This is a genomic window from Pleomorphomonas sp. PLEO (genome assembly GCF_041320595.1).
In the GTDB taxonomy this organism is placed as follows: Bacteria; Pseudomonadota; Alphaproteobacteria; order Rhizobiales; family Pleomorphomonadaceae; genus Pleomorphomonas.
Window position 1 is genome coordinate 390712 of the sequence record NZ_CP166625.1, and the last position, 23090, is coordinate 413801.

Consider the following 23090-nt stretch of genomic DNA (forward strand, 5'->3'; position numbering starts at 1 on the left):
ATGACCGGGCGCGTCTTTACCATCCATCCCGGAGCGCCCTTCCTTGCCACGCTGGCCGAAGCCTTGCTCGACGGTCGCCTGATCGCCGGCAGCGGCTATCGCGATCAGCCGCTCGACCTTGCGGACGTCAGCATCTACCTGCCGACCCGTCGAGCTGGCGCGTCCCTAAGACGGGCCTTTCGTGACGCTTTCGGCGGCGGGGCGGCGATGCTGCCGCGCATCCTCGCCATATCCGACGTTTTGGAAGCCCAAGACGACTTGCTGGCACCGGAAGCGCTCGATCTGCCGCCGGTAATCGCCGCCGCTGAGCGGCGGCTGATGCTGGCACGCCTCGTCAGCCGCTGGCGCGAACGCGTGACGAGCGACCGGCTGCTGACACCCTCCGGCCAACCGGTGGCCGTACCGGGCTCGCCGGCCGAAGCACTCAATCTTTCCGCCGACCTGCTGGCTCTCCTTGACCAGGCCGAACTCGAAAGCGTCGACTGGAAGAAACTCGACGCCCTGGTGCCCGACGACTATGCCGCCTGGTGGCAGCTGTCGCTCAATTTCCTCAGGATCGCCACCGAGGCGCTTCCGGCCGCCATTGCCGAGCGCGGTCAGATCGGCGCCGGGGCCTTCCACCGGGCGATGGTCGAGGCCACCATTGCCCGCTGGCAGACCCGTCCGCCGCCAGGACCGGTCATCATCGCCGGCTCGACGGGCTCGGTTCCAAGTACCGCCGATCTGATGGCGGCCGTGTTAGCCCTGCCCGAGGGCGCCGTGGTGCTGCCGGGCCTCGACATAACCGCGCCGGGCGATACGATCGCCGCGAGTGTTTTCGATTGCGCGCACCCCGAGCACACCATGAACCGCCTTGTGGAGCGGCTTGGCGTCGAACGGGAAGAGATCGAAGAGCTGGGGGCGCCAAAGCCGGCACTGGCCACTCGTGCCGACATCGTCCGACGGGCGCTGGTGCCGGCCGCCGTCACCGATCAATGGCCCCAACATGCCGCCGTCCTTGATGCCGATACCGCCGCTACGGAGGCGGCGCTTGCCGGCGTTTCCCTCACCGTCGCCGCCAGCGAGGCTGAGGAGGCGCTCGCCGCCGCCATCGCCCTCCGAGAGTGCCTGGAAAACTCCGAGGCGAGGGCGATCCTCGTCACGCCCGACCGAACCATCATTCGCCGCGTCGTCGCCGAACTCGATCGTTTCGGCATCGAGGTGGAAGATACCGCCGGCCAGCCGCTGCCGCAAACACCCTACGGTCAGCTCGCTCTGCTCCTCGTCGAAGCGGCGACTGAGGATTTTCCTCCGGTAAAAGTAGCGGCCATCCTCGGACATCCCGAGACGCGTTTTGGCTGGAGTCCGGCGCGTGTCCGGCCAGCCGGCCGGTTGATTTCCCGCAAGGTCCTGCGCGGGCCACGCCTTGCCGGCGGCGTCGCCGCGATCTCGGACGCCTTGCGTGCTCTGAAAAGGCAGACCGAGACGAGGGACGACGGTGCGGACGCCATCCTTTCGGACGCGGAGGCTCTGGCGAATGCCTTCGGCGAGGCCATGGCGCCGCTCGTCGTAGCGGCGGCCTTGCCGACACCGACGCTTGCCGATTTTCTCGGCGCGTTGCGCGAGACTCTGAGCCACGTCACCCGCCGCTCCCAGGAGGACGAGGACGAGCCGACCCAGGCGGAGCGGCAGCTTTTATCGATTCTTGACGACCACACCGCTGCGCCCGATGCCGGTTTTTCCCTCACTGGCGGCGATTTCGCCCCGGTGCTGAGGGCGCTGATCGGCAACGTGCTGGTGTTGACGCCAAGCCGCCAAGCCCGTGTCATGGCCACCGGCCCGATCGAAGCGCGCCTTCTGCCAACCGATCGCCTGGTACTGGTCGGCCTTGATGAGACCGTCTTTCCGCCGGTTACCGACACCGGCGCCTGGCTATCGCGACCGATGCGTGCCGGCCTTGGCCTCAGCCCGCCCGAGGTGCGCATCGGCCTTTCCGCGCATGACTTTTCCGCCGCCCTCTGCGCTCCTGATACGGTGCTGATCCGCGCGGCGCGCCGCGGCGGCGCGCCGACCGTGCCGACCCGCTTTCTGCAGCGCCTGACAAGCCTAATCGGCCCGACCCGAACGGAAGCGATGGAGGCGCGCGGCGGCCGCTTCCTCGACTGGGCGCGCCGGCTCGACGACCGACCGGCCTTGCCGCGCGTCGCCCGCCCCAATCCGGCGCCACCGCTGTCGGCGCGGCCACGCATGCTGCCGGTCACCGATATCGAAACGCTGATCCGCGATCCCTACGCCATCTACGCCAAGCGCGTTCTGAGGCTGAGGCCACTCGACAGCTTCGGCGAGACACCCGACTTCGGCACGCGGGGCACACTCGTTCATGACGTCCTTGCCAATTTCGCGGCGACCTGGACCGGACCTTGGGACGAGACGGCCGTCGTTGCGTTGACCGAATTCGGCCGGGGGCGCTTTTCCGAGGCACTCGCCGCCCATCCGGAAGTGCACGCGCTCTGGTGGCCGCGCTTTCAGGCGCTCGCCCGTTTCATCGTGCTCGAGTTCGAGGCCAAACGCGCGCCGCTTGCCCGGCATACGGAAATCGAAGGCAGCCTCGAGTTGACGGATCGCTTCACACTGACCGGCCGCGCCGACCGCATCGACGTCGAAAAAGACGGCCGCGTCACGGTCATCGACTTCAAGACGGGGCGGGCACCGACGGCGGCGCAGATCGCCGCCCAGCTGACGCCACAGTTACCGCTCGAGGCGGTGATCGCCCGTCACGGTGGTTTTTCGCGCCTGTCGGGGCCGCGGGAGGCGGCCGAGCTGGTGCATGTGGTGCTGCGCGGCCTGGAAGGCCGCGACGAGATCGAGAGCTATACCGGCCACGAGCCGCGCGGCAGCGATCCGGTGACGCTGGAGCAGACGATCGCCGAGGCGGAAGCCCGCCTGCGCGGCTTGGTGCGGGCCTACGCCGATCCAAATCGCGGCTACCTTTCGCGCGCGCGGCCTTTCCGTAAGATCGACCACGGCGACTACGATCACCTTGCACGGGTGAGCGAGTGGAGCATCGAGGACGATGGAGGTGAGGAATGAAGATTCCAGCCGCCACCCGCCAGACCCAGCTCCTCGCCACCGATCCCAGGGCTTCCGCCTTCGTTTCGGCCAATGCCGGCTCGGGCAAGACATGGGTATTGACGCGGCGGGTGATCCGCCTGCTGCTCGACGGCGTCGATCCCGGTCGCATCCTCTGCCTTACCTTCACCAAAGCGGCGGCGGCCGAAATGTCGGGTCGCATCTTCGACGAACTCGGCCGCTGGGCTGGACTGACCGATGAGGGACTGGCCCGCGTTCTCTCCGACCTCGAAGGAAAACCGGTGCCGTCCGACCGTCTGGCGCCGGCCCGACGGCTGTTCGCGCGCGCCATCGAGACACCGGGCGGCCTGAAGATCCAGACGATCCATGCCTTTGCCGAGGCGCTCTTGCAGCGCTTTCCACTTGAGGCCGGTCTCGATGGCCGCTTCCGGGTGCTCGACGATACCCGCGCCGCAGATCTCTATGCCGAGGCGCGGGCCGAACTTCTATCCGCCTGCGCGGCCCACCCCGACAGTCCGGAGGGACAAGCGCTTTCGGATCTGGTGGCGATTGCCGGTGATGAAGCCCTCGACCGGGCGCTTCGCGCCGTTGTCGCTGCCCGCGACGATCTCGCCGCTTTTTTCGCCGGCAGTCCATCGATCGATCTGGCGCTCGCTGCCCTGCCCCAAGCGCTCGGCGCGCCGGTTGGAACAAGCCGGGAAAGCCTTCTTGAGGAAATCGCTGCCTCACCCGATTTTTCAGGCCCGTTCCTGAGTCGGCTTATCGATAAGCTCGATACCTCGAAATCCAAGTCGATGCCGGTGCTCGCCGACGGCTTCCGCGCGGCGCTCGCCGCCTCCAGCGCCGAGATGCGCCGGCCACTGTGGCGTGGCCTGTTCCTGACAGGCAAGGGCGAACCGCGCAAGCGCCCCTTCACCAAGGATGTCATCGACGCGCTGCCGGAAGCGAATGAACGCTTCGAGCGGGAGGCTCAGCGGCTTCTCACCCTCGAGCGCGCGTTGTCGGCGACACTCTGGGGGACGCGGAGCGCTGCTCTTCTTCGCCTCGCCGATCGGCTGATCGGCCTGATCGAGGCAAGGAAAGCCAGGCGCGGCCTCCTCGACTTCGATGACCTGATCGAACGAGCCGCCGCGCTTCTGTCGCGTTCGGACGCCGCCGAGTGGGTACAATACAAACTCGACGAGGGCCTCGATCATGTGCTGGTCGACGAGGCGCAGGACACCTCGCCGCGTCAATGGCAGATCGTCGAGGCGCTGACCGGCGAGTTCTCAGCCGGCGAAGGGGCACGAGCCGGGCGTCGGCGGACCGTCTTCGCGGTGGGCGACGAGAAGCAGTCGATCTATTCGTTCCAGGGGGCGGCACCGCACCTGTTCGGCCTGACCCGTCAGACGCTGGGACGACGCCTCGCCGGGGCCGGCCTGCCGGTTCACGATCTCCGCCTTACCCTGTCCTTCCGCTCGACGGCGGCGGTTGTCGGCGCCGTCGATGCCGTATTCCGGAACCCGGCGGCCCATGCCGGCCTTTCCACCGACGCCGGCCCCACCGTGCACGAGACGGTACGCGGCCGCGAACCTGGTCATGTCGAGCTATGGCCGGCGGTCGAAAAACTGCCAGCACCGCCGCCTGGCAACTGGGAGGATCCGGTCGACGCCACCGCCATCGCCAGTCCGGCCGTTCGGCTTGCAGGCCGCCTTGCCGACGAGGTCGCCGGATGGTTGCGCTCGGGTGCGCGCATCGCCGCCACCGGAGCGCCGATCCGGCCCGGCAACGTGCTGGTGCTCGTTCGCAAGCGCGGCGCTTTCGTTGAGGCGGTCAACCGCGCCCTGAAGCAACGCGGCGTGGCCGTGGCCGGCGCCGACAGACTCGACGTGGTGGGCCATATCGTTACTCAGGATCTGCTGTCCGCCGCCCGCGTCGCGCTGTTGCCCGAGGATGACCTTGCGCTCGCCACCGTCGCCAAGTCTCCTCTCGTCGGTCTCTCGGAAGAGGCACTGTTCCGTCTCGCCCATGGCCGGCCGGGCCGCCTTTGGGATGCCGTCAAGCACCGGGCAGCCGAGGGTGACGGCGATGCCGAGACTCTGCGCGCCACCGTCGCGCTGTGGATGAGCCGCGCCGATCGAGGCGAGCCCTTTGCCTTCCTGTCGCACCTCATTGGACCGGACGGTGGGCGGGCCGCCTATCGCGCCCGCTTCGGCCGCGAAGCCGACGAAGTGATCGACGAACTTTTGACGCTGGCACTCACCTATGAGGGCGAAGAGACGGCTGGACTCAACGGCTTTATCGACCGGCTCGCCAAGGGCGGCGAACTGATCCGGCGCGAGCTCGACGCCGAGCGGGACGAAGTCCGGGTGATGACGGTCCATGGCTCGAAGGGCCTTGAGGCGCCGATCGTGTTCCTGATCGACCCCGGCGACAAGCCAGCCAGCGAGAAGAACCTGCCCGATCTGCTGGCGGTCGGCGACGGTCCGCATCCTCCGATCGTCTGGCGGCAGGGCGGCGCCTTCCGCCCGGCACCCGTCGAGACCGCGGCGGCGGCCTTTATCGCCGCGCAGGAAGAGGAATACCGGCGCCTGCTCTATGTCGGGCTGACGCGTGCCCGCGATCGGCTGATCGTCGCCGGCCTCAAGGGCGCCGATGAGGGGGCTGACCGCCGCTGGCATGGTCTCGTCGAGGCGGCGCTCGGCACCGATGCCGAGACGGTGAAGGATGCCGACGGCACCGTCGTCGCCTGGCGCTGGACCGCAAAGAACGAAGATCCGCCGGCGCCGGCGCTGCCAGGCCGCCTCCCCGCGGGCGAGGCGGAGCCGTTGCCCGACTGGCTGACTCGCAAGGTGGCCGGCACAGGCTCAGGGCCTGCCAGCGTGACACCATCGCGGGCTGCGACGTTCGATAAACCCGGTGCGCCGGCAACCGCGTTCGACCAGGAAGCGGCGACCCAGGGCACCGTGCTGCACCGCCTCTTCGAACTATTGCCGGACTTGGAACCGGCAACCCGCGCTCTGGCAGCAAATAACTACCTGGCTCGCCTTCTTCCCAATCTTCCGGAGGGCGACAGGTTAGCCCTCTCCGACGACATCGTCGCCCTCATGGCCCGGCCGGACCAGGCGCTTCTGTTCTCCCCCGCCGCCCGTGCCGAAGCCGCGATTGCTGGCAGCGTCGTAACGCCCACCGGTCGGCTCATTGCCGTCACCGGCAGCGTCGACCGGCTGTTGGTCGAACCAGAATTGGTGACGATCGTCGATTACAAGACGGCGGCGCGCCCATCGCATGTGGTGCCGCGGAGATACGTTCTGCAGCTCGCCCTCTACCGGGCGGTGCTCGGTCGGCTCTGGCCGGACCGGCCAGTGCACGCGGCGATCCTGTGGACGGCGACGGCGAGGTTTGACGAGGTAAGTCCGGCGGCTCTGGATATGGCGCTCGCCGCCTACCTTGAGGCCGTGGATGCCGGCGCCATTTCGGCCGATCACGAAAGCGAAATCGACAATCGATCCTAAAGCAAAAATCCGTTGGAGCTTTTGATCTAACCTATTGTTTTATCAATAACCGCCTATCGGCGAGGATCGATGGCACGCTGTGCCCATGCTTCAGCCATGCTTGACGCTGAAGGGTCCGCTCCTTAGCTTTCGGGCAACAGGCGCGGCCCGGCCATGAGTCGGTGCCGCGTTGCTCATCTCGAGAGGTCCGCCATGTCGACCATGAAAGTCACCGACCAGTCGTTTCCCACCGACGTGCTTGCCTCGTCGACCCCCGTCCTCGTCGACTTCTGGGCCGAATGGTGCGGCCCCTGCCGCATGATCGCCCCGGCGCTTGACGAGATCGCCGGCGAGCTGAATGGCAAGATCACCATCGCCAAGCTCAATGTCGACGAGAACGGCAATACGGCCATGAAATACGGCGTTCGTTCGATTCCGACGCTGATCATCTTCAAGGATGGCGAACCCGCCGCCATGAAGGTGGGCGCTGCCCCGAAGAGCGACCTCGCAGCCTGGATCAAGGCCGCTATCTGACAGATTTGCCTTCAGAAAAGAAAACCCCGGCTTCGCGTTGCGGAACCGGGGTTTTTTGTATGGAAGGCACTCTTCAGCTCGCCAACTGTCTTTCTCCGACCCACTCGAAGATCTCCTCGACCTTGCACGCGCAGCCGCATGTGCCGGCCTTCGAGCAGCCGGCGCCGGCCGCTAAGGCACGCACCTTACCCTTGGCAATCCAGAGACCGAGAGCGGCGCGGACGGCATCCTCGCCGGCATCGAAGTGCAGCGCAACATCGGTCAGAGGAGCTCTGCCGCGTTCCCTCAGATAATCGCGAACGGTTGACGGCGTCATCATGGGCATTACTCCGCCGGCTGCGCGGCGAGCGAACGCCCCCGCGCCCGGCCGGCCATCCACATGGCGGCGATACCGCCTGCGAAAATAACAGCGGCTGTCACCAGCCAGCGAGTGGAGCTGGCCGGATGGGCCGCAAAGGTCGCTGCCTGATAGAACGAGACGGCGGCGAGATAGCCAATGACAGTCGTCCACACGGCTGCGAACGCCGTCCACTTACCACCAATCTCATGGCGCATGGCGCCCAGAGCGGCGACGCAGGGCGTGTAGAGCAGGATCAGCAGCATGTAGGAGAACGCCGCGGCGACCCCGCCGAAATGCGACTGCATAGCGCCGAACACCGAACCATCGACTTCCAGCTCCTGGGCGGCGGCGGTGCTGTCGTCGACATAGCCGACATTGAGCCCCAAGGGATCAGCGAGGCTGCCGCCGATAGCGCTGAGGTTCTTCGGGATCGTGGCGAGCGCCCCAAGCAGCTTGCTGCCGAGGCCGACTTCCTCCTCGACAGGGCTGGCCGTTCCGACGGCTGGCGCCGTCGTGTCCTGGCTCACCTGCTCGTAGAGGGCATTGAGCGTGCCGATCACCGCCTCCTTGGCAAAGATACCGGTGAACAGGCCGACGGCGGCCGGCCAGTTGTCGTGGGTGACGCCCATCGGCTCGAACACCGGCACCAATTCCTGGCTCACCACCGCCAGCACGCTGTCGCGGGTATTATCGCGGCCGATGCTGCCGTCGGTGCCGATGGCCGACAGGAAGGACAGCGCCATGACGATCGGCACGATCACCTGGCCGGCGCGCAGAATGAACTCGCGGAGGCGCTGCCAGGCTTGGACGACAACCGAACGGATGGTCGGAATGTGGTAGGGCGGCAGCTCCATGACGAAGCGCGTCGGCTCGCCATCGAGAAGCGTCGACTTCAGGACAAGACCGGTCAGCACGGCGAAGGCGAGACCGATAATATAAAGGCCGAAGATGATGTTCTGGCCACTCACCGGGAAAAAGGCGGCCGCGAACAGGGCAAACACCGGCAAGCGGGCACCGCAGGACATGAACGGCGCCATCAGCGAGGTCATGATGCGGTCGCGGCGGCTTTCGAGGGTGCGCGTCGCCATGATGGCCGGAACGTTGCAGCCGAAGCCGACGATCAGAGGCACGAAGGACTTGCCCGGTAGGCCGATCGCCCGCATGGCACGATCCATAACGAAGGCGGCGCGGGCCATATAGCCGGAGTCCTCGAGGAAGGACAGGAACAGAAACAGGCAGGCGATGATCGGCACGAAGGTCGACACCGTCTGGATGCCCGAGCCGAAGCCAACCACCGCCGCTTCGATGATCGGCGGTGTGCCGACGGCGGAGAGCACCTGTCCGAGACCATCGACGAAGACGGCGCCGAAAGCTTGATCGAAGAAATCGATGAAAGCCCCGCCCACCGAGATGGTGAACAGGAACATCAGGTACATGGCGAACAGAAAGATCGGCACGCCCAGCACTCGGTTGAGCACGACGCGGTCGATTATCTGCGACAGCGGCGCGGACAACCGTTTGGTCTGGTGGCAGATGCCGGCCATCAGCTCGCCGACGAAGATGTAGCGGCCATCGGCGATGACGATGTCGGCTTCTTCACCGGCAGCTTCCTCGATTGCCCGGCGGGCAGAAATAACGTCGGCCACGAGCCCTGGACCGGCGAGGCTCTCGGCCATCGTATCGCCCTCGATCAGCTTCAGGGCAAGCCAGTTTGGATCGGCCTTGGCGGCACGGGCGGCGTCGGCAAGGTGGGGAGCCAGCTTGGCCACGGCGGCGGCAACTGCTGGGTGCTGCACGGGACGGGCAACAGGCGCCCGCTTCAGAGCGGCAGCTTCGAGGATCGCCGCTTTGACCGCCTCACGGCCGGAAGCACGACTGGCTACCGTCGACACCACCGGGCAACCGAGGCGCTCAGACAGCGCCGTCACATCAATCTCGGTGCCGGCCACCTTTGCCATGTCCATCATGTTGAGGACGATCAGCATCGGCACGCCGAGCTCGATGAGCTGGGTGGTGAGGTAGAGGTTGCGCTCGAGGTTGGAGGCATCGACGATGTTGAGGACGAGGTCGGCCTCGCCGGACAAGGTAAAATCGCGGGCGACACGCTCATCTTGCGAGCCGGCGTCGGCGCTGCCGATCAGGTACACGCCGGGCAGATCGACGAGATCAACTGTCCGACCGGCATGCACGAAGCGGCCAACACGCTTTTCGACGGTGACGCCCGGCCAGTTGCCGACCCTTTGCGTCGCACCGGTCAACGCGTTGAACAGGGTGGATTTGCCACAGTTGGGATTGCCGACAACGGCGACGACGAGAGGCTGCTCAGCGGCCATTACACGGCCTCCAGCTCGAGAATGGCCGCTTCGGATTTGCGTAGGGTCAGTGTGAAGTTGCGAATGGAGATCTCGATCGGATCGCCAAGCGGTGCCTTGCGCCGCACTTGAAACACCGCCCCTGGGGTGAGCCCCATGGCAAGAAGACGCTGGCGGTAGCCCCGATCGCCGGCCACCAGGCCGATGACGCGGGCGCTGTCGCCCGGCTTCATCGTCTCGATCGAAAGACTCATTCTCGCGCACTCCAGCAAGCGACACGCCCAGCCAGGCGGCCGGACCGGCTGCATCGAAACTGCAACTCAGTCTCAACTGTATAGGCCCGACTGCAGATGCCTCTCAATTCGTATTCGACCTTAGGCTTAATAAACGCCAATGAAAACGCTGGATAGCCGGCGGGAATTCTGCGGGTAAGCCATTAAAAAAGCAGCAGTACAAACCGTTCTCGATAGGCGGGGAGACTATCCGACGCCGCCATCGGAAGGCGGAACGATGTCGAATCCTCACTGGAAAACGCAAACCGACCGGATTAAACTTTCCCAGCGAGGTGGACTTTTATTTTCCAGGCCGAGGAACGCATCCCGGCTGAACAATACCGCATAGATAAACCGATTAATCTGTCGATGAATACTGTCTGGTGTATGGCAACAAAAATTGCCGGACGCCAGACCAGATCGACCGACAGAAGCCGCCCGCGATACCGGTTGGTCGGAATTCTCACATTAGGAGCAGCGGGTTGCACGAAATGGCAGCCGAAGAGAACAGCGATGCTTTGGGGACGGTGCCCTGCAAAAAACGCATAGCAGTAAAACCTTCGCAGTTCCACGTAGTCCCCGGTTGAGTACTTACGACAAACTTCCGCCGTGCTTCTATAACGGCAGAAGGGTCCATCGGTAACAACACCGAAGCCCAAGTAAGTTTCGTATAGTTTTGACTGAAATCAAGGTCAAAACTCCATCGGCAGCTGAACATCGGCATATCATTGTCCAAACCTCCGCCAGTGACTGATCGGACGGGGCGGGCAGGAACACCAGATGCAGCAGGACGGATGCAGCAAATGAGCGCGAAATATCCAGGTCTTTCCACGGTCATCAACGGTAACGGCGCCGTTGCCCATGTTATGGGTCACGTATGCGGCGGCGTCATCGGTTACCCGATCACGCCCTCGACCGAAATTTCCGAAATCTATGAGAGCTTCCGCGCTGGCGGTGGTTGCAACGTCTGGGGCCGCCACCCCTTCTTCTACGAGCCGGAAGGTGAGCATTCGGCCCAGTCGGGCGCCCTCGGCGCGGCGCTGACCGGTGGCAAGTTCATCTCCAACGCCTCGTCCTCGCAGGGCATCCTCTACGGTCTCGAGTCGCACTATGTGACCGTCGGCAAGAAGGCAGGCGGCTTCGTGCTGCAGGTTGCCGCCCGCGTGGTGTCCAAGCATTCGCTCAACGTCATGGCCGGCCATGACGACGTCTACTCGCTGCTGCCGACCGGCTACACCATCCTGTTCGGCGCCAACCCGCAGGAAGCAGCCGACCTCGCCGCCATCTCCTACAAGGTGTCCGCGCTGTCGCTCGTGCCGGTCGCCAACGCCATGGACGGCTTCGCTACCTCGCACATGCTGTCGGAAGCCAAGATTCCGGAGCCGGCTCTGCTGAAGGAATTCCTCGGCGATCCCACTGGCCGCATCAAGTGCCCGACCGTTGCCCAGGAAATCCTGTTCGGCGCCAAGGGCCGCTCCTATCAGCTGCGCCAGTGGCTGGTGCGCAAGAAGGACACCTTCACCGCCGCCGACGCGACCGCGCTCAAGGCCTACGTTGACGCCAACGAAGACGCGATCGAAGCCGACAACGAAGGCAAGCTGATCGACGCCGCCGCCAAGTGGGTTCCGGCCGAACTCAAGGGTCAGTTCAAGCGCCAGTGGTTGAACGCCTGGGAGAAGGGCACCCGTCAGCTCGTCCCGGCGCTGGTCGACATTCACAATCCCGGCCTGACCGGTGGCGTGCAGAACCAGCCCGACTTCCAGTCCGGCGCTGCCGACCATCGCACCCACTTCGTCGTGGACGTGCCGAAGTTCGTCAAGCAGGCGATGGACGAGTACGGCGAACTGACCGGCCGTCACTATTCGCCGGTGCAGTGCTACAAGACCGAGGATGCCGACTACGTCATGATCGGCCTGGGCTCGGTTACCGACGACGTCGAAGCTGTGGTCGACTACCTGCGCTCCACGGGCCGCAAGGTCGGCTCGATCGCCATCAAGCTGCTGCAGCCCTTCCCGGCCGCCGAACTGATCGCCGCCATCGCCGGCAAGAAAGCCGTCACGGTGCTCGAGCGCTCGGACGACACGGCGCTCACCAGCTTCGTCACGCAGGCGCTGTTCAAGGCCCGCGAGAACGCCGACGGCGGCCGTCACGAGGGCATCCCTGCCATCGACAAGCTGCCCAAGGTCACCACGGCTATTTTCGGCCTCGGTGGTCATGACCTGCAGTCGCGCCATCTCGTCGCTGCGTTCGACAACATGGAAGCGACCCGGAACAACCCGTTCGTCTACCTCGGCTCGCAGTTCTTCTCGAAGAACCCGAATGCCCGCATGAGCGAAGTCCAGGCCAAGCTCAAGGCTGCCTATCCGCAGACCGAGTTCATGGCGCTCGAGACCGGCGAGAACCCGCGCCTGCTGCCGGAAGATGCTTTCCGCGTCCGCTTCCACTCAGTGGGCGGCTACGGCACCATCGCTACAGGCAAGCTCCTGACCGACATCCTGGCCGGCGCCCTCGGTCTCTATTCCAAGGCCGCCCCCAAGTACGGCTCTGAAAAGTCCGGCGCACCGACCAACTATTACATCACGTTGTCGCCGGAGCCGGTGAAGATCACCAATGCCGAGATCGAGGACGTCGAGATCGTCATCTCGCCGGACCACAAGGTCTTCGCGCATTCCAACCCGCTGCGCGGCCTCATCAAGGGCGGCACCTTCATCCTGCAGACCTCGATGTCGCCGATCAACGCCTGGCTCGACTTGCCGGCTTCGGCTCGCAAGACAATCCGCGACAAGGAGATCAAGTTCCTGGTGATCGACGCTTTCGCCGTCGCCACCAAGCACGCCCCGTCGCCGGAACTGGCCACCCGCATGATGGGCATCGCCTTCATCGGCGCGCTCTGCGGCCACGAGAAGCGCATCACGGCCGGTGCCGATCGCGCCGCCATCCTGGAAAAGGTGCGTCAGCAGATCGCCAAGAAGTTCGGCGCCAAGGGTGACGCCGTCGTTGCCGGCAACATGGCAGTGATTGCCGAGGGTGCCGAAGCGACCCACGCGATCTCCTATAACGACGAAGCCTTCAAGGCTGCCGAGGCCAACGCCCCGGTGACCCAGGCCCGCTCGGTGTCTATCTCGGCTTCGATCTGCGGCCTCGACACCAGCTCGCCGTCCGGCATCTTCGACAACGAGTATTACGAGGACGTGCTGGCTGGTCCGTTCAAAGACGGCACCATCGGCGAATCGCCGGTCCTGCCGGGCACCGGCATGTTCATGCCGGCCGGCTCCGCCGCCATGAAGGACAAGGGCCTGTTCCGCCGGCAGGTGCCGATATTCGACGCCGAAAAGTGCACGGCCTGCCTTGAATGCACGCTGGTCTGCCCCGACGCCGCCATGCCATCGACGGTGCACGAGATCGACGATCTCGTCGCCACCGCCGCTCGCCAGATCGATGTCTCGGAAGCCCGCCGCGCCGAGATCACCGGCAAGGTGCCGGCGATCGCCACTGCCATCCGCGAAGTCTACAAGGCTCAGCCGAAGGCCCGCGCCTTCCATGAGATCTTCGCCCAGGTAGCACCGGGCGTTGCGGCTGGCGACGCGTCGCTTGCCCTCGACTTCGGCAAGATGACGACGCTCCTCGCCAACTTCCCGGTGGCGCGTACCCGCCTGTTCTTCGATCAGGCCGAGAAGAAGGTGCCGGGTTCCGGTGCCCTCTACTCCGTCGGCCTCGACCCATGGAAGTGCTCGGGCTGTCTCGAGTGCACCACCGTCTGCGGCTCCGACGCCCTGGTTCAGACCGAGCAGGACGACGCGTTGCTCGAGACGCTTCAGGCTCGCTTCGAGTTCCTGACCAAGACGGCAAACACGCCGTCTCGCTTCACTGAGCAGCTCACTGGCGCCAACGCCAAGCGCCTCATCCTCGACCGCGACAATTACTATGCCATGACCGGTGGTCACGGCGGTTGCCGTGGCTGTGGCGAGGTCACCGCTCTCCGCCTGATCATGGCGGCGAACAATGCTCTCCAGGGCCGTGCTCGTAAGGAGCACATCGCCGAAGTGGACGCGCTGATCGGCAAGCTTGAAGCCAAGCTCGCCACAGTGACCGACGAGGCGCGCACCACGCGCATCAAGTCGTCGCTCGAGACGATCAATCACCACCTCTTCCTGCTGGAGAGCGGTCCGACGGGCGAAGGCCCGGCCGCCGCGGTGGTTGCCAACTCGACCGGTTGCTCGAGCGTCTACTCGTCGACCTTCCCCTTCAACCCCTACCGTGATCCGTGGGTGAACAGCCTGTTCCAGGATGCCCCCGCGCTCGCCAAGGGCATTTACGAAGGCATCGCAGCGGACGTGCTGGTGAACTTCAAGGCCATGCGTATCGCCGAGCTGGAACTCGACGACAAGTATGACCCGGCGGTGCACGACAAGATGTTCCGCACCTTCGGTTGGGAGCAGTTCTCCGAGACCGAGCTCGGCCGTCTGCCGACCGTGTTCTCCATCGGTGGTGACGGCGCCACCTACGACATTGGCTTCGGCGCGCTGTCGCGGCTCCTGTCGACCAAGACGCCGATCAAGGTGGTCGTGGTTAACACCGGTGTTTACTCCAACACCGGCGGCCAGGCCTCGACCTCCTCGCTGATCGGTCAGGACTCCGACCTTGCCCGCTATGGCGCGGCGCATGCCGGCAAGACCGACAACCGCAAGGAACTCGGCCTGATCGCTGCCTTCCACCCGTCGGTGATGGTGGTGCAGACCGCCACTTCCATCCAGGGGCACTTCCTGAAAAACGTCCTCTCCGCCCTTTCGCGGACGACCTCGCCAGCCGTCATCGACGTCTATACGCCCTGTCAGGGCGAGCAGGGCATTGGTGACGACGTGTCGAGCGAGCATGCGCGCCTCGCCGTAGAGAGCCGCGTCAGCCCGGTCTACGTCCATAATCCGGACGGTGGGTCGGTGCTGAAGGAACGCTTCTCGGTGGATGGTAACCCCGACGTCGAGCAGGATTGGACGACCCTCGTCCTCACCTACAAGGACGCCGACGGCAACGAGCAGACGAAGGAAGTGCCGCTTACCCCGGCTCACTTCGCTCACCAGGAAGGCCGCTTCAAGAAGCAGTTCACCGGCAAGCCGCTTGCCGATGACGTCAACAACGCCGTGTCGATCGAGGACTACATCGACCTCAGCGACGAAGAGCGGGTCGGCAAGATCCCGTTCATCTGGGAAGTCAAGAAGGGCAAGCTGATCCGCTTCCCGGTGCCGGCCCAGATCGTTCTCCTGGTCGAAGGGCGCCGCCGCTTCTGGCGCACGCTGCAAAACCTCGCCGGTATCGACGCTGCCAAGCTCGACGAAGCCCATCAGGCCGAACTCGATACCCTGCAGAGCCGCTACGACGAAGCTCTCGCTGAGATCGAGACGCTGAAGGGCTCGGCCACCAGCGCTGCCGAGTAATCGGCCTCTGGATCCAAGCTAATCGGGCCGCCGGGCAACCGGCGGCCCTTTTTTATTTCTGGGATGGTCTGTGGTTGAAGCAGAATGTCGCCGGCTTCATCGCCACGCTGAAGTCCGCCTAAGCCCTCAACATGACAAATGAAAAGGGCGCCCGCGAGGGACGCCCCTTTTTGTTACGCTTATTGCTCGAAGCCAACACTCAACCGACGAAGGCACGCTCGACGACGAAGGTGTTGGGAGCGTTGTTGGCCCCTTCGACAAGGCCGAAATGCTCCAGCCGGTCCTTGGTGTCCTTGATCATCGCCATCGAGCCGCAAATCATCGCGCGGTCGGTTGACGGATCGAAGGGGGTGACGCCGAGGTCGGAGAATAGCTTGCCGGAATCGATGAGATCGGTAATGCGACCTTCGCGCGGATACGGCTCGCGCGTCGCCGCATCATAGAGGCGGAGCTTGCCCGCGGCGAGTTCGCCAAGGAATTCGTGATTGACCACCTCGTCCTGGAGCTCACGCGCATAGGCGAGCTCGGCAACCTCGCGGCAAGTCTGGACGAGGATGACCTCATCAAACTTCTCGTAGACCTCGGGATCACGGATGAGGCTGGCGAAGGGAGCAAGACCGGTGCCGGTCGACAGAAGATAGAGCCGTTTGCCGGGCAACAGCGCATCGATCACCAGCGTTCCCGTCGGCTTCTTGCGCATCAGGATGGTGTCGCCAACCTTGATCTTCTGCAGATATTCGGTGAGCGGACCGCCCGGCACCTTGATGGAGAAAAACTCAAGCTCATCGTCCCAGGCGGGGCTGGCAACCGAATAGGCCCGAAATACCGGGCGTTCGGCATTTGGCAGGCCGATCATCACGAACTCGCCGGAACGGAAGCGGAAACTGGCCGGGCGCGTCGTGCGGAACCGGAACAGCCGCTCAGTGTAATGGCGAACCTCTGTCACCGTTTCGGCATAGACGTTGTCGGGAATTGGGAAGGCCTGCGCGCCTTCGGCGCCGGTCGCAACGGTGGAGGTATAGGCGTTCAAAATCGGCTTCCTCTGCCAGTGCATATGCAGCCAACCGACACGAGTCCGCATCGATAGGCCTCACCGCGTGCAGGTGATAACACCCTCTGCCTTTCTAGATGAAGCAAACGAGTTGCAAATTCCAGTCATTCCAAGGAAAAAACCGCCGAAAGCTGCCGACCGGACTGCATGGCAGGATTGCGTCCCAGGCGACTGAAGACTGGCAACGGGGCGTTACCCCCTTCCAACTTAGCTCGCACGCCACTCAGTGGGCGGCTGTTGCACCGGCCCGAGCCGGCCGAGCCGACTTGGCGCTCGCCTTTTGCGGCTCGGTGACGGAACGCGACAGGCCGACCCGTACCGACAAGGCGGCGAAAGCGGCAAGCTCGAATGCGGTTACGGCAAGCACGATCGAAAGAGCGATCTGCCATCCGGGCAACGCCAGCGTGGTGGCACCCACTGCTGCGCCACAGGCCACGACCGCTGCCAGGAAGATAAGTGGGACCAGGCGCACTCTCACACCGGCGACAAACCCTACCAAACCCGACATCGCGATAATGAACAGCATGGCCATACTCCGGACAAAGCCCAATACCCGGATTATGGCAGCTCGCGCTTAGGACCAGCTTACAACAATAGCTCAATTTTGATTGAATTTGCCGCGAGCTGTTGTCACGAAGCTATGATGTCACGGCAGACTAAACTTCGGCCAGGCGTGCAAGAGCAGCGCGCGGGTCGAGGCGACCGTCATAAAGCGCTCGGCCGGTGATGGCACCGTTGAGGACCGCGGCCTCCGGCTGACAGAGCGCCTCGATGTCCGCCATCGAGGCGAGACCGCCTGAGGCGATCACAGGAATCGACACGGCACGGGCGAGTGCCAGCGTCGCGGGAAGGTTGAGCCCTTTCAGCACGCCATCGCGATCGATGTCGGTGTAGACGATGGCGGCCACCCCGGCATCCTCGAAGCGGCCGGCCAGTTCAACAGCGGTGAGCTCAGCACTTTCCGCCCACCCTTCCACAGCCACCTTGCCACCTCGGGCGTCGATGCCGACCACAACGCGGCCTGGAAAGGCTTTCGCGGCGGTCTTCACCAGCTCCGGATCGCGCAAGGCCACCGTTCCAAGAATGACGCGGGAAATGCCCTTGCTCAGCCATGTCTCGATGGCCGCCATATCACGAATGCCGCCACCAAGCTGGACGCGCATGCCGGATGCCACGGCCGCGAGAATGGCATCGACGGCCTCACCATTGACCGAACGACCGGCAAAGGCGCCGTTGAGATCGACGACATGCAGCCACGGAAAGCCGATATCGCGGAAGGCACGAGCTTGGGCGGCCGGATCGGCGTTGTAGACGGTGGCGGCGTTCATATCGCCAAGCTTCAGCCGAACGCAGGCGCCGTCCTTGAGATCGATGGCGGGGTAAAGGATCACGGGCGCCACCTCAGGAAGTTGGCAATAAGGCCGAGGCCGAGCGTCTGGCTCTTTTCGGGATGAAACTGAGTACCGACGATGTTGTCGCGACCAACCATGGCGGTAACCGGACCGCCGTAGTCGGCAACGGCAACCAGGGCGTCGGCTTCGCGCAACGTCATGTGGTAGCTGTGAACGAAATAGGCATGGAGGCCTTTCTCGCCGGTCGGCAGCCCCTCCAGCAGAGCATGGGGCCGAATGAGATCGATGGTGTTCCAGCCCATGTGCGGCACCTTGAGCGCCGGATCGGCCGGTCTAATAGGTTCAACGTCGCCATCGATCCAGCCGAGACCCTCGGTCACCGTCTTCTCGAGGCCGCGTCGCGCCATCAGCTGCATGCCGACGCAAATGCCAAGGAACGGCCGCCCTTTTTCGATGATCGTCTCGGTCAACGCTTCGATCATGCCTGGAACGGCGGCGAGACCTGCCTTGCAATCGGCAAAGGCCCCGACACCCGGCAACACGACGCGGTCGGCGGTGCGAACGGCATGAGGATCGGCCGTGACCACAATCGTCGCGTCATTGGCGTCACGGGCAGCCCGCTCGAAAGCCTTGGCAGCCGACCGCAAATTGCCTGACCCATAATCGATAATGGCAACACTCATGGCCGCGCTCCGCTTTCGGGGAAGAGGCCGAGGACGCCCGGTGGGACACTCCTCGCAGGATGAAGAACGGGCGGTACCGGCGGCGAAGTCGGACGAGGCTGGGCAAGCCAAGTATCGAAGAAGCGTCGTTCGGCCGCCTCACGGTTCGGCCCTTCGACAACGACGCTTTCCCGGAACCCGCGCAACGCCAGTGTCAGACGGCGGATGTCATTGGCGGCGACGCCGGTGGCAAGCGCCAGGATCAGCTCGAAACCACCGCTGGTCACCGGCCCGAGCCAGCGTTCGGAAACGGTAATCAGCGTGGCGAGCACCAGCCAGCCAACAAGGCCGAGCCATTCGCGATATCTGAGGAACCACAGAGGTCCAAGCAGCAGAGCCCAGAAGGCAAAGCCATCGCGCACGAAGATGGAGCGGTCGGCTGCGACGTCCGGCGCGGCGTTGCGCGGCAGGTGAACACTGTAGATGGCCATCAATGCCTCCGTCAGGCTTCGAGCACACCCTTGGTGGACGGTACACGACCGCCCTGAGCCGGATCGACGGCAACGGCGAGGCGCAGAGCGCGGGCCAGTGCCTTGAAGCAGCTTTCAGCAATATGGTGATCGTTCGATCCGTAGAAGGTCTCGACGTGCAACGTCAGGCCAGCCTGCATGGCGAAGGCGCGAAACCATTCCTCGACGAGCTGTGTGTCGAAGCTGCCGATTTTCGGCGCGTGGAAGACAGTGCGGAAGACCAGATACGGTCGGCCGGAGATATCGACAACCACGCGGGACAATGCTTCGTCGAGCGGCACCGTCACATCGGCATAGCGGCTGATGCCCGCCTTGTCGCCCAGTGCCTTGCGAAAACATTGGCCGAGTGCGATGCCGACATCCTCGACGGTGTGGTGATCATCGATGTGAAGGTCGCCCTTCGCCTTGATTTCAAGATCGATCAGACCATGGCGGGCGATCTGCGTCAGCATGTGGTCGAAGAAGCCGACACCGGTCGAGATGTCAGCCTCGCCGCGACCGTCAAGGTCGAGGCGGACGGAGATCTCGGTTTCGCGGGTCGAGCGGCTGAGGCTGGCCGTGCGCATGGCTCGCTGTCACTCCTGCGGCGGGAATAATGGGCTTCTATCAGGGGCAGGAAGAAATGAAAACGGGAAATGCCGCCCTTGGGGGACCGTGCCCTCCTAACAAGAGCCCAGGTTGCATTTCACCGAACAGTGAATAGGACATGCCGGATCCGGCCTGTCCTTTTAGCACTCGATGCCGCATGAGAAGTGCCGATGCCGCTACGCGCGGCAACCGCCTGGACAGCGGACGTCCGGTGGCGGTTGGCTTCATCGTCCGCCTTTTCGTTTGCCCTTTCCGATGACTGATACGCCTGTCCTTCCCGCTGTAGCTCTCACCCGTTATTCGCCGGCGATCGCGCTTACCATGGCGGCGATCGGCTTCATGCAGATCCTCGATAGCGCCATCATCAACACGTCACTCCCGACGATGGCGCACGCCTTTGGCGTAACGACGATCGATTTATCGCTGGCGGTTACCGCTTACGTGCTGGCGGCAGCCGCCGCTTCGCCCCTCGCCAACTGGCTGTCGGACCGGTTTGGAGCGCGCGACGTACTGGTGGCGGCGCTGGTGGCCTTCACGCTGTCATCAGTGTGGTGCGCGCTCTGTCAAACATTGCCGGAACTGATCTTCGCACGGGTGGTGCAAGGGGTCGGCGGCGCCCTGTTGCTGCCAGTCGGCACGGCGGTGGTGATGCGTCGAGCCGCCAGGGCGGACTTCGTGCGCGCCACGGCACTGATGGTCTGGCCAGCCCTGATGGCGCCGATCGTGGGGCCGGTGCTCGGCGGCTTCATCACCGAGCATCTGAGCTGGCGTTGGAACTTCTGGCTCAATCTACCCCTTGGCGTCTGCGGGATGCTGGCAATTCTCCGTCTGGTACCGAACGAGCGCGAGACGAGCCCCCGGCGGCTCGATGTCGTCGGCTTCCTTCTGTGCGCTACTAGCCTGACGGCGCTGCTGTCCGGCTTCCAGCGCTCGGCAGAGACTGGAAGCGAGCGGACCATAGCGCTGACGATGATCGGCGTCGGCGCTCTCCTCGGTATCGCTGCCATCCGCCATCTGAGGCGCCATCCGGAACCGCTGCTGTCGCTTGCCGCGCTGTCGCGGCCCAGCCTCAGCTATGCCTTTCATCCCGGTGGTCTTTATCGCGTACTGTTCTCGGCGGCACCGTTCCTGCTTCCCTTGTGGTTCCAGCTTGGCTTCGGACTATCGCCGGCATCGGCCGGACTATGGGTGCTGGTTTATTTCGTCGGCAATCTCGGCATCAAGTTCATTACCACGCCGCTGATGCGGCGGTTCGGCTTCCGCCGATTGCTCATCGGCGACGGCGTACTGGTGGCTCTGTCGATGGTGGCCTGCGCCCTGGTCGGCTCGCTTGACCAGCCTTTCTTGGTGGTGCTGATCCTGCTGTTTGCCGGCAGCGTTCGCTCGGTGCAACTGACCACGCTGACGGCATTGGCTTTCGCCGACGTACCCGGTGCCGAGCGCGGCAATGCCTCCAACCTGATCGCCATGATGCAACAGGCGACGCAAGCCGCCGGTGTCGCGGTTGCCGCGTTCAGCCTATCGGCCCTGCAAGCCGCCATGGGTAGTGAGGAAATAGGCCTCCGCGAACTTCAGGGCACGTTCTGGATCATGGCGGCGCTGGCGCTGGTCGGCACCCTCACAGCGCTTCGAGTACCCGACGCTTTCGGCCGAGAGGTCAGCGGAGCCGGCGATCGCTAGCGTCCAGCGGGAGAAGGCGATCCTGCGCCCATCTTGCAGCCTCAGCGACAATCGGATCGAGATCTTCGACAAGTGGCGCCAACGCCGGAATCAGCGCCGGGTCGCCGGAGTTGCCGATGGCGATCGCGACATTGCGGACGAAGCGATTCCGGCCGATGCGCTTTACCGGCGATCCGGCGAACAATGCACGGAAGGCCGCGTCATCCAGTGCCGCGAGAGCGGCGAGCGACGGCGCCGTCAGCTCCGGGCGCGGTCTCAGCTTCATCTCGGCAGCTTCGCTCGCAAACTTGTTCCAGGGACAGACGGCCAGGCAATCATCGCAGCCATAGATGCGATTCCCAATCAGCGGTCTCAACTCCTCCGGAATGGGGCCAGCGTGCTCGATGGTGAGATAGGAGACGCAGCGCCGCGCGTCGATCTGATAGGGCGCAGGCAGAGCACCCGTCGGACAGGCGTCAAGGCAGCGGCGGCAGGCGCCGCAATGGTCCGCGGACGGCTCGTTCGGCGGCAGATCGGCGGCCGACAGGATCACCCCGAGAAACAGCCAGGAGCCAAAGTCGCGCGAGACGAGGTTGGTGTGCTTGCCCTGCCAGCCCATCCCCGCCAGCGCGGCAAGCGGCTTTTCCATCAAGGGCGCGGTATCAACGAAGACCTTGACGTCGGCGCTTGTATCGCGGGCGATGAGGCCCGCCACTTCCTTGAGGCGCCCCTTCAGGACGTCATGATAGTCGCGATGGCGGGCATAGACGGAAATGTTGCCAACGCTGGGCCTTGCAAGATTGTCCAACGGATCGCCATCCGGGCCATAATTCATTGCAAGCACGACGGCTGATCGTGCCTCCGGCCATAGGACGCGCGGGTCAGACCGCCGTTCGATGGTCTCTTCCATCCAAGCCATCGAGCCATGGCGACCGAGGTCAACAAACGAGCGCAATCGGCGCGCGGCGTCTCCGAGCCGATCGACCGGCGCAACACCGATCGCCGAGAACCCGAGATCGCGAGCGCGGGCTCGCCAGTTCACGAGAGCGCTCCCTGGCAAGCAGACTCAGAAATCGAGATTGGTGTAGATCGGCGCGGCCGGCAAGCCAGCCAGGCGATCGGCCAGCAACGTCCGGAAGGTTGGGCGCGACTTGATCCGGGCATACCAATACTTGGCATTGAGATCCTCGTCCCAGGGAACGTCGCCGACGTAGTCCACCACCGAAAATTCGGCGGCGGCGGCGAGGTCGGCAAAGGTGAGCTGCTCGCCGGACAGCCAGTTGCGCGAACCGGACAGCCAGCCGATGTAGTGAAGGTGATGCTTGATGTTGACGCGGGCAACCCTCAGCACCTGATTGTCGGGCGAACCACCACCCAACTCCCGTGGCAGCTCCAGCTTCATGATCTTTTCGTGCTGGAAATACTGCACCGCTTCTTCGTGCGTCTTGTGCAGAAACCAGTCGACCAGGCGGCGCATTTCGGCGCGCGCCTCTGGATGGTTGGGCATCAGGCGACGGTCACCAAGGGCATAGCCCCGCGTTTCGTCGACATATTCCATGATCGGGCCAGGACCGATGATCGGGGGGCCGTCGTTCTCGACCAGAACAGGCACGCCGCCGGCGGGATTGAGCTCAAGAAATTCCGGCCGCCGTTCCCACGTCTTCTCGACGACGAGTTCCACCTTGGCGTCGTGTTCGGCCAGCATCAGCCGCACAAAGCGCGAGGTGGTAGAAAATGGATGATGATAAAGCTTGAGCATCGTGAACCCAGGTCGTCGGCGGTGCCGACGTCAAGACAGAGGGTGGTAATGGAGCGC

Annotated in this window: 16 protein-coding genes; 5 read left to right on the top strand and 11 right to left on the bottom strand. The window is 64.3% G+C overall.

From position 1 onward, the window contains the following. From addB to trxA, 3 genes are all read left to right on the top strand, one after another. Positions 1–3069: a double-strand break repair protein AddB gene (gene addB, locus AB6N07_RS01605; RefSeq protein WP_370676083.1), complete on the top strand. Its 3069-nt coding sequence runs from the start codon at positions 1–3 to the stop codon at positions 3067–3069. Next, positions 3066–6563 carry a double-strand break repair helicase AddA gene (gene addA, locus AB6N07_RS01610; protein WP_370676084.1) on the top strand — a complete coding sequence of 1166 codons (3498 nt, stop codon included), beginning with the start codon at positions 3066–3068 and terminating at the stop codon, positions 6561–6563. The genes addB and addA overlap by 4 nt, the downstream gene beginning before the upstream one ends. Before the next feature lie 192 nt (positions 6564–6755). Further along, on the top strand, positions 6756–7076 hold the full coding sequence (trxA, locus tag AB6N07_RS01615) for a thioredoxin TrxA (protein ID WP_370676085.1): 321 nt from the start codon (positions 6756–6758) through the stop codon (positions 7074–7076). A gap of 73 nt (positions 7077–7149) precedes the next feature. Here the strand turns inward: trxA and AB6N07_RS01620 are convergent, their stop codons facing one another. Genes AB6N07_RS01620 through AB6N07_RS01630 form a run of 3 tightly spaced genes read right to left on the bottom strand, consistent with a single transcriptional unit; the run spans position 7150 to position 9982 of the window. Next, complete coding sequence (locus tag AB6N07_RS01620; protein WP_370676086.1) at positions 7150–7395, bottom strand: FeoC-like transcriptional regulator; 246 nt, start codon at positions 7393–7395, stop codon at positions 7150–7152. 5 nt (positions 7396–7400) lie between these two features. Continuing rightward, complete coding sequence (gene feoB, locus AB6N07_RS01625) at positions 7401–9749, bottom strand: Fe(2+) transporter permease subunit FeoB (protein ID WP_370676087.1); 2349 nt, start codon at positions 9747–9749, stop codon at positions 7401–7403. Further along, positions 9749–9982, bottom strand: a complete 234-nt coding sequence (locus AB6N07_RS01630; RefSeq protein ID WP_370676088.1) for a ferrous iron transport protein A — start codon at positions 9980–9982, stop codon at positions 9749–9751. The genes feoB and AB6N07_RS01630 overlap by 1 nt, the downstream gene beginning before the upstream one ends. 821 nt (positions 9983–10803) lie before the next feature. Here AB6N07_RS01630 and AB6N07_RS01635 point away from each other — a divergent pair. Continuing rightward, entirely contained in the window at positions 10804–15432 is a 4629-nt protein-coding gene (locus AB6N07_RS01635; protein ID WP_370676089.1) for a 2-oxoacid:acceptor oxidoreductase family protein, read from the top strand. A 199-nt stretch (positions 15433–15631) separates the two neighbouring features. On the opposite strand, the gene AB6N07_RS01640 is transcribed toward AB6N07_RS01635, so the two are convergent. From AB6N07_RS01640 to hisB, 6 genes are all read right to left on the bottom strand, one after another. After that, a complete protein-coding gene (locus AB6N07_RS01640) occupies positions 15632–16405 on the bottom strand; it encodes a ferredoxin--NADP reductase (RefSeq protein ID WP_370678172.1) in 774 nt (257 codons plus the stop codon). A 301-nt stretch (positions 16406–16706) separates the two neighbouring features. Then, positions 16707–17009, bottom strand: coding sequence for a hypothetical protein (locus AB6N07_RS01645; RefSeq protein ID WP_370676090.1), 303 nt, complete (start codon positions 17007–17009; stop codon positions 16707–16709). A gap of 130 nt (positions 17010–17139) precedes the next feature. Continuing rightward, complete coding sequence (gene hisA / locus AB6N07_RS01650) at positions 17140–17874, bottom strand: 1-(5-phosphoribosyl)-5-[(5-phosphoribosylamino)methylideneamino]imidazole-4-carboxamide isomerase (RefSeq protein ID WP_370676091.1); 735 nt, start codon at positions 17872–17874, stop codon at positions 17140–17142. After that, positions 17871–18518 carry an imidazole glycerol phosphate synthase subunit HisH gene (gene hisH / locus AB6N07_RS01655; protein ID WP_370676092.1) on the bottom strand — a complete coding sequence of 216 codons (648 nt, stop codon included), beginning with the start codon at positions 18516–18518 and terminating at the stop codon, positions 17871–17873. The genes hisA and hisH overlap by 4 nt, the downstream gene beginning before the upstream one ends. Continuing rightward, positions 18515–18988, bottom strand: coding sequence for a DUF2628 domain-containing protein (locus AB6N07_RS01660; RefSeq protein WP_370676093.1), 474 nt, complete (start codon positions 18986–18988; stop codon positions 18515–18517). The genes hisH and AB6N07_RS01660 overlap by 4 nt, the downstream gene beginning before the upstream one ends. Before the next feature lie 11 nt (positions 18989–18999). Beyond that, a complete protein-coding gene (gene hisB / locus AB6N07_RS01665; protein ID WP_370676094.1) occupies positions 19000–19593 on the bottom strand; it encodes an imidazoleglycerol-phosphate dehydratase HisB in 594 nt (197 codons plus the stop codon). 277 nt (positions 19594–19870) lie between these two features. On the opposite strand from hisB, the gene AB6N07_RS01670 reads away from it, so the two are divergent. Next, positions 19871–21295, top strand: coding sequence for an MFS transporter (locus tag AB6N07_RS01670; protein WP_370676095.1), 1425 nt, complete (start codon positions 19871–19873; stop codon positions 21293–21295). Here the strand turns inward: AB6N07_RS01670 and queG are convergent. Together queG and AB6N07_RS01680 are read right to left on the bottom strand one after the other, a co-directional pair. Continuing rightward, the gene (queG, locus tag AB6N07_RS01675; protein WP_370676096.1) at positions 21273–22316 is read right to left on the bottom strand and encodes a tRNA epoxyqueuosine(34) reductase QueG; all 1044 of its coding nucleotides are present in this window, start codon (positions 22314–22316) and stop codon (positions 21273–21275) included. The genes AB6N07_RS01670 and queG overlap by 23 nt on opposite strands. Before the next feature lie 24 nt (positions 22317–22340). After that, on the bottom strand, positions 22341–23033 hold the full coding sequence (locus AB6N07_RS01680) for a glutathione S-transferase family protein (protein WP_370676097.1): 693 nt from the start codon (positions 23031–23033) through the stop codon (positions 22341–22343). Positions 23034–23090: the final 57 nt, after the last annotated feature.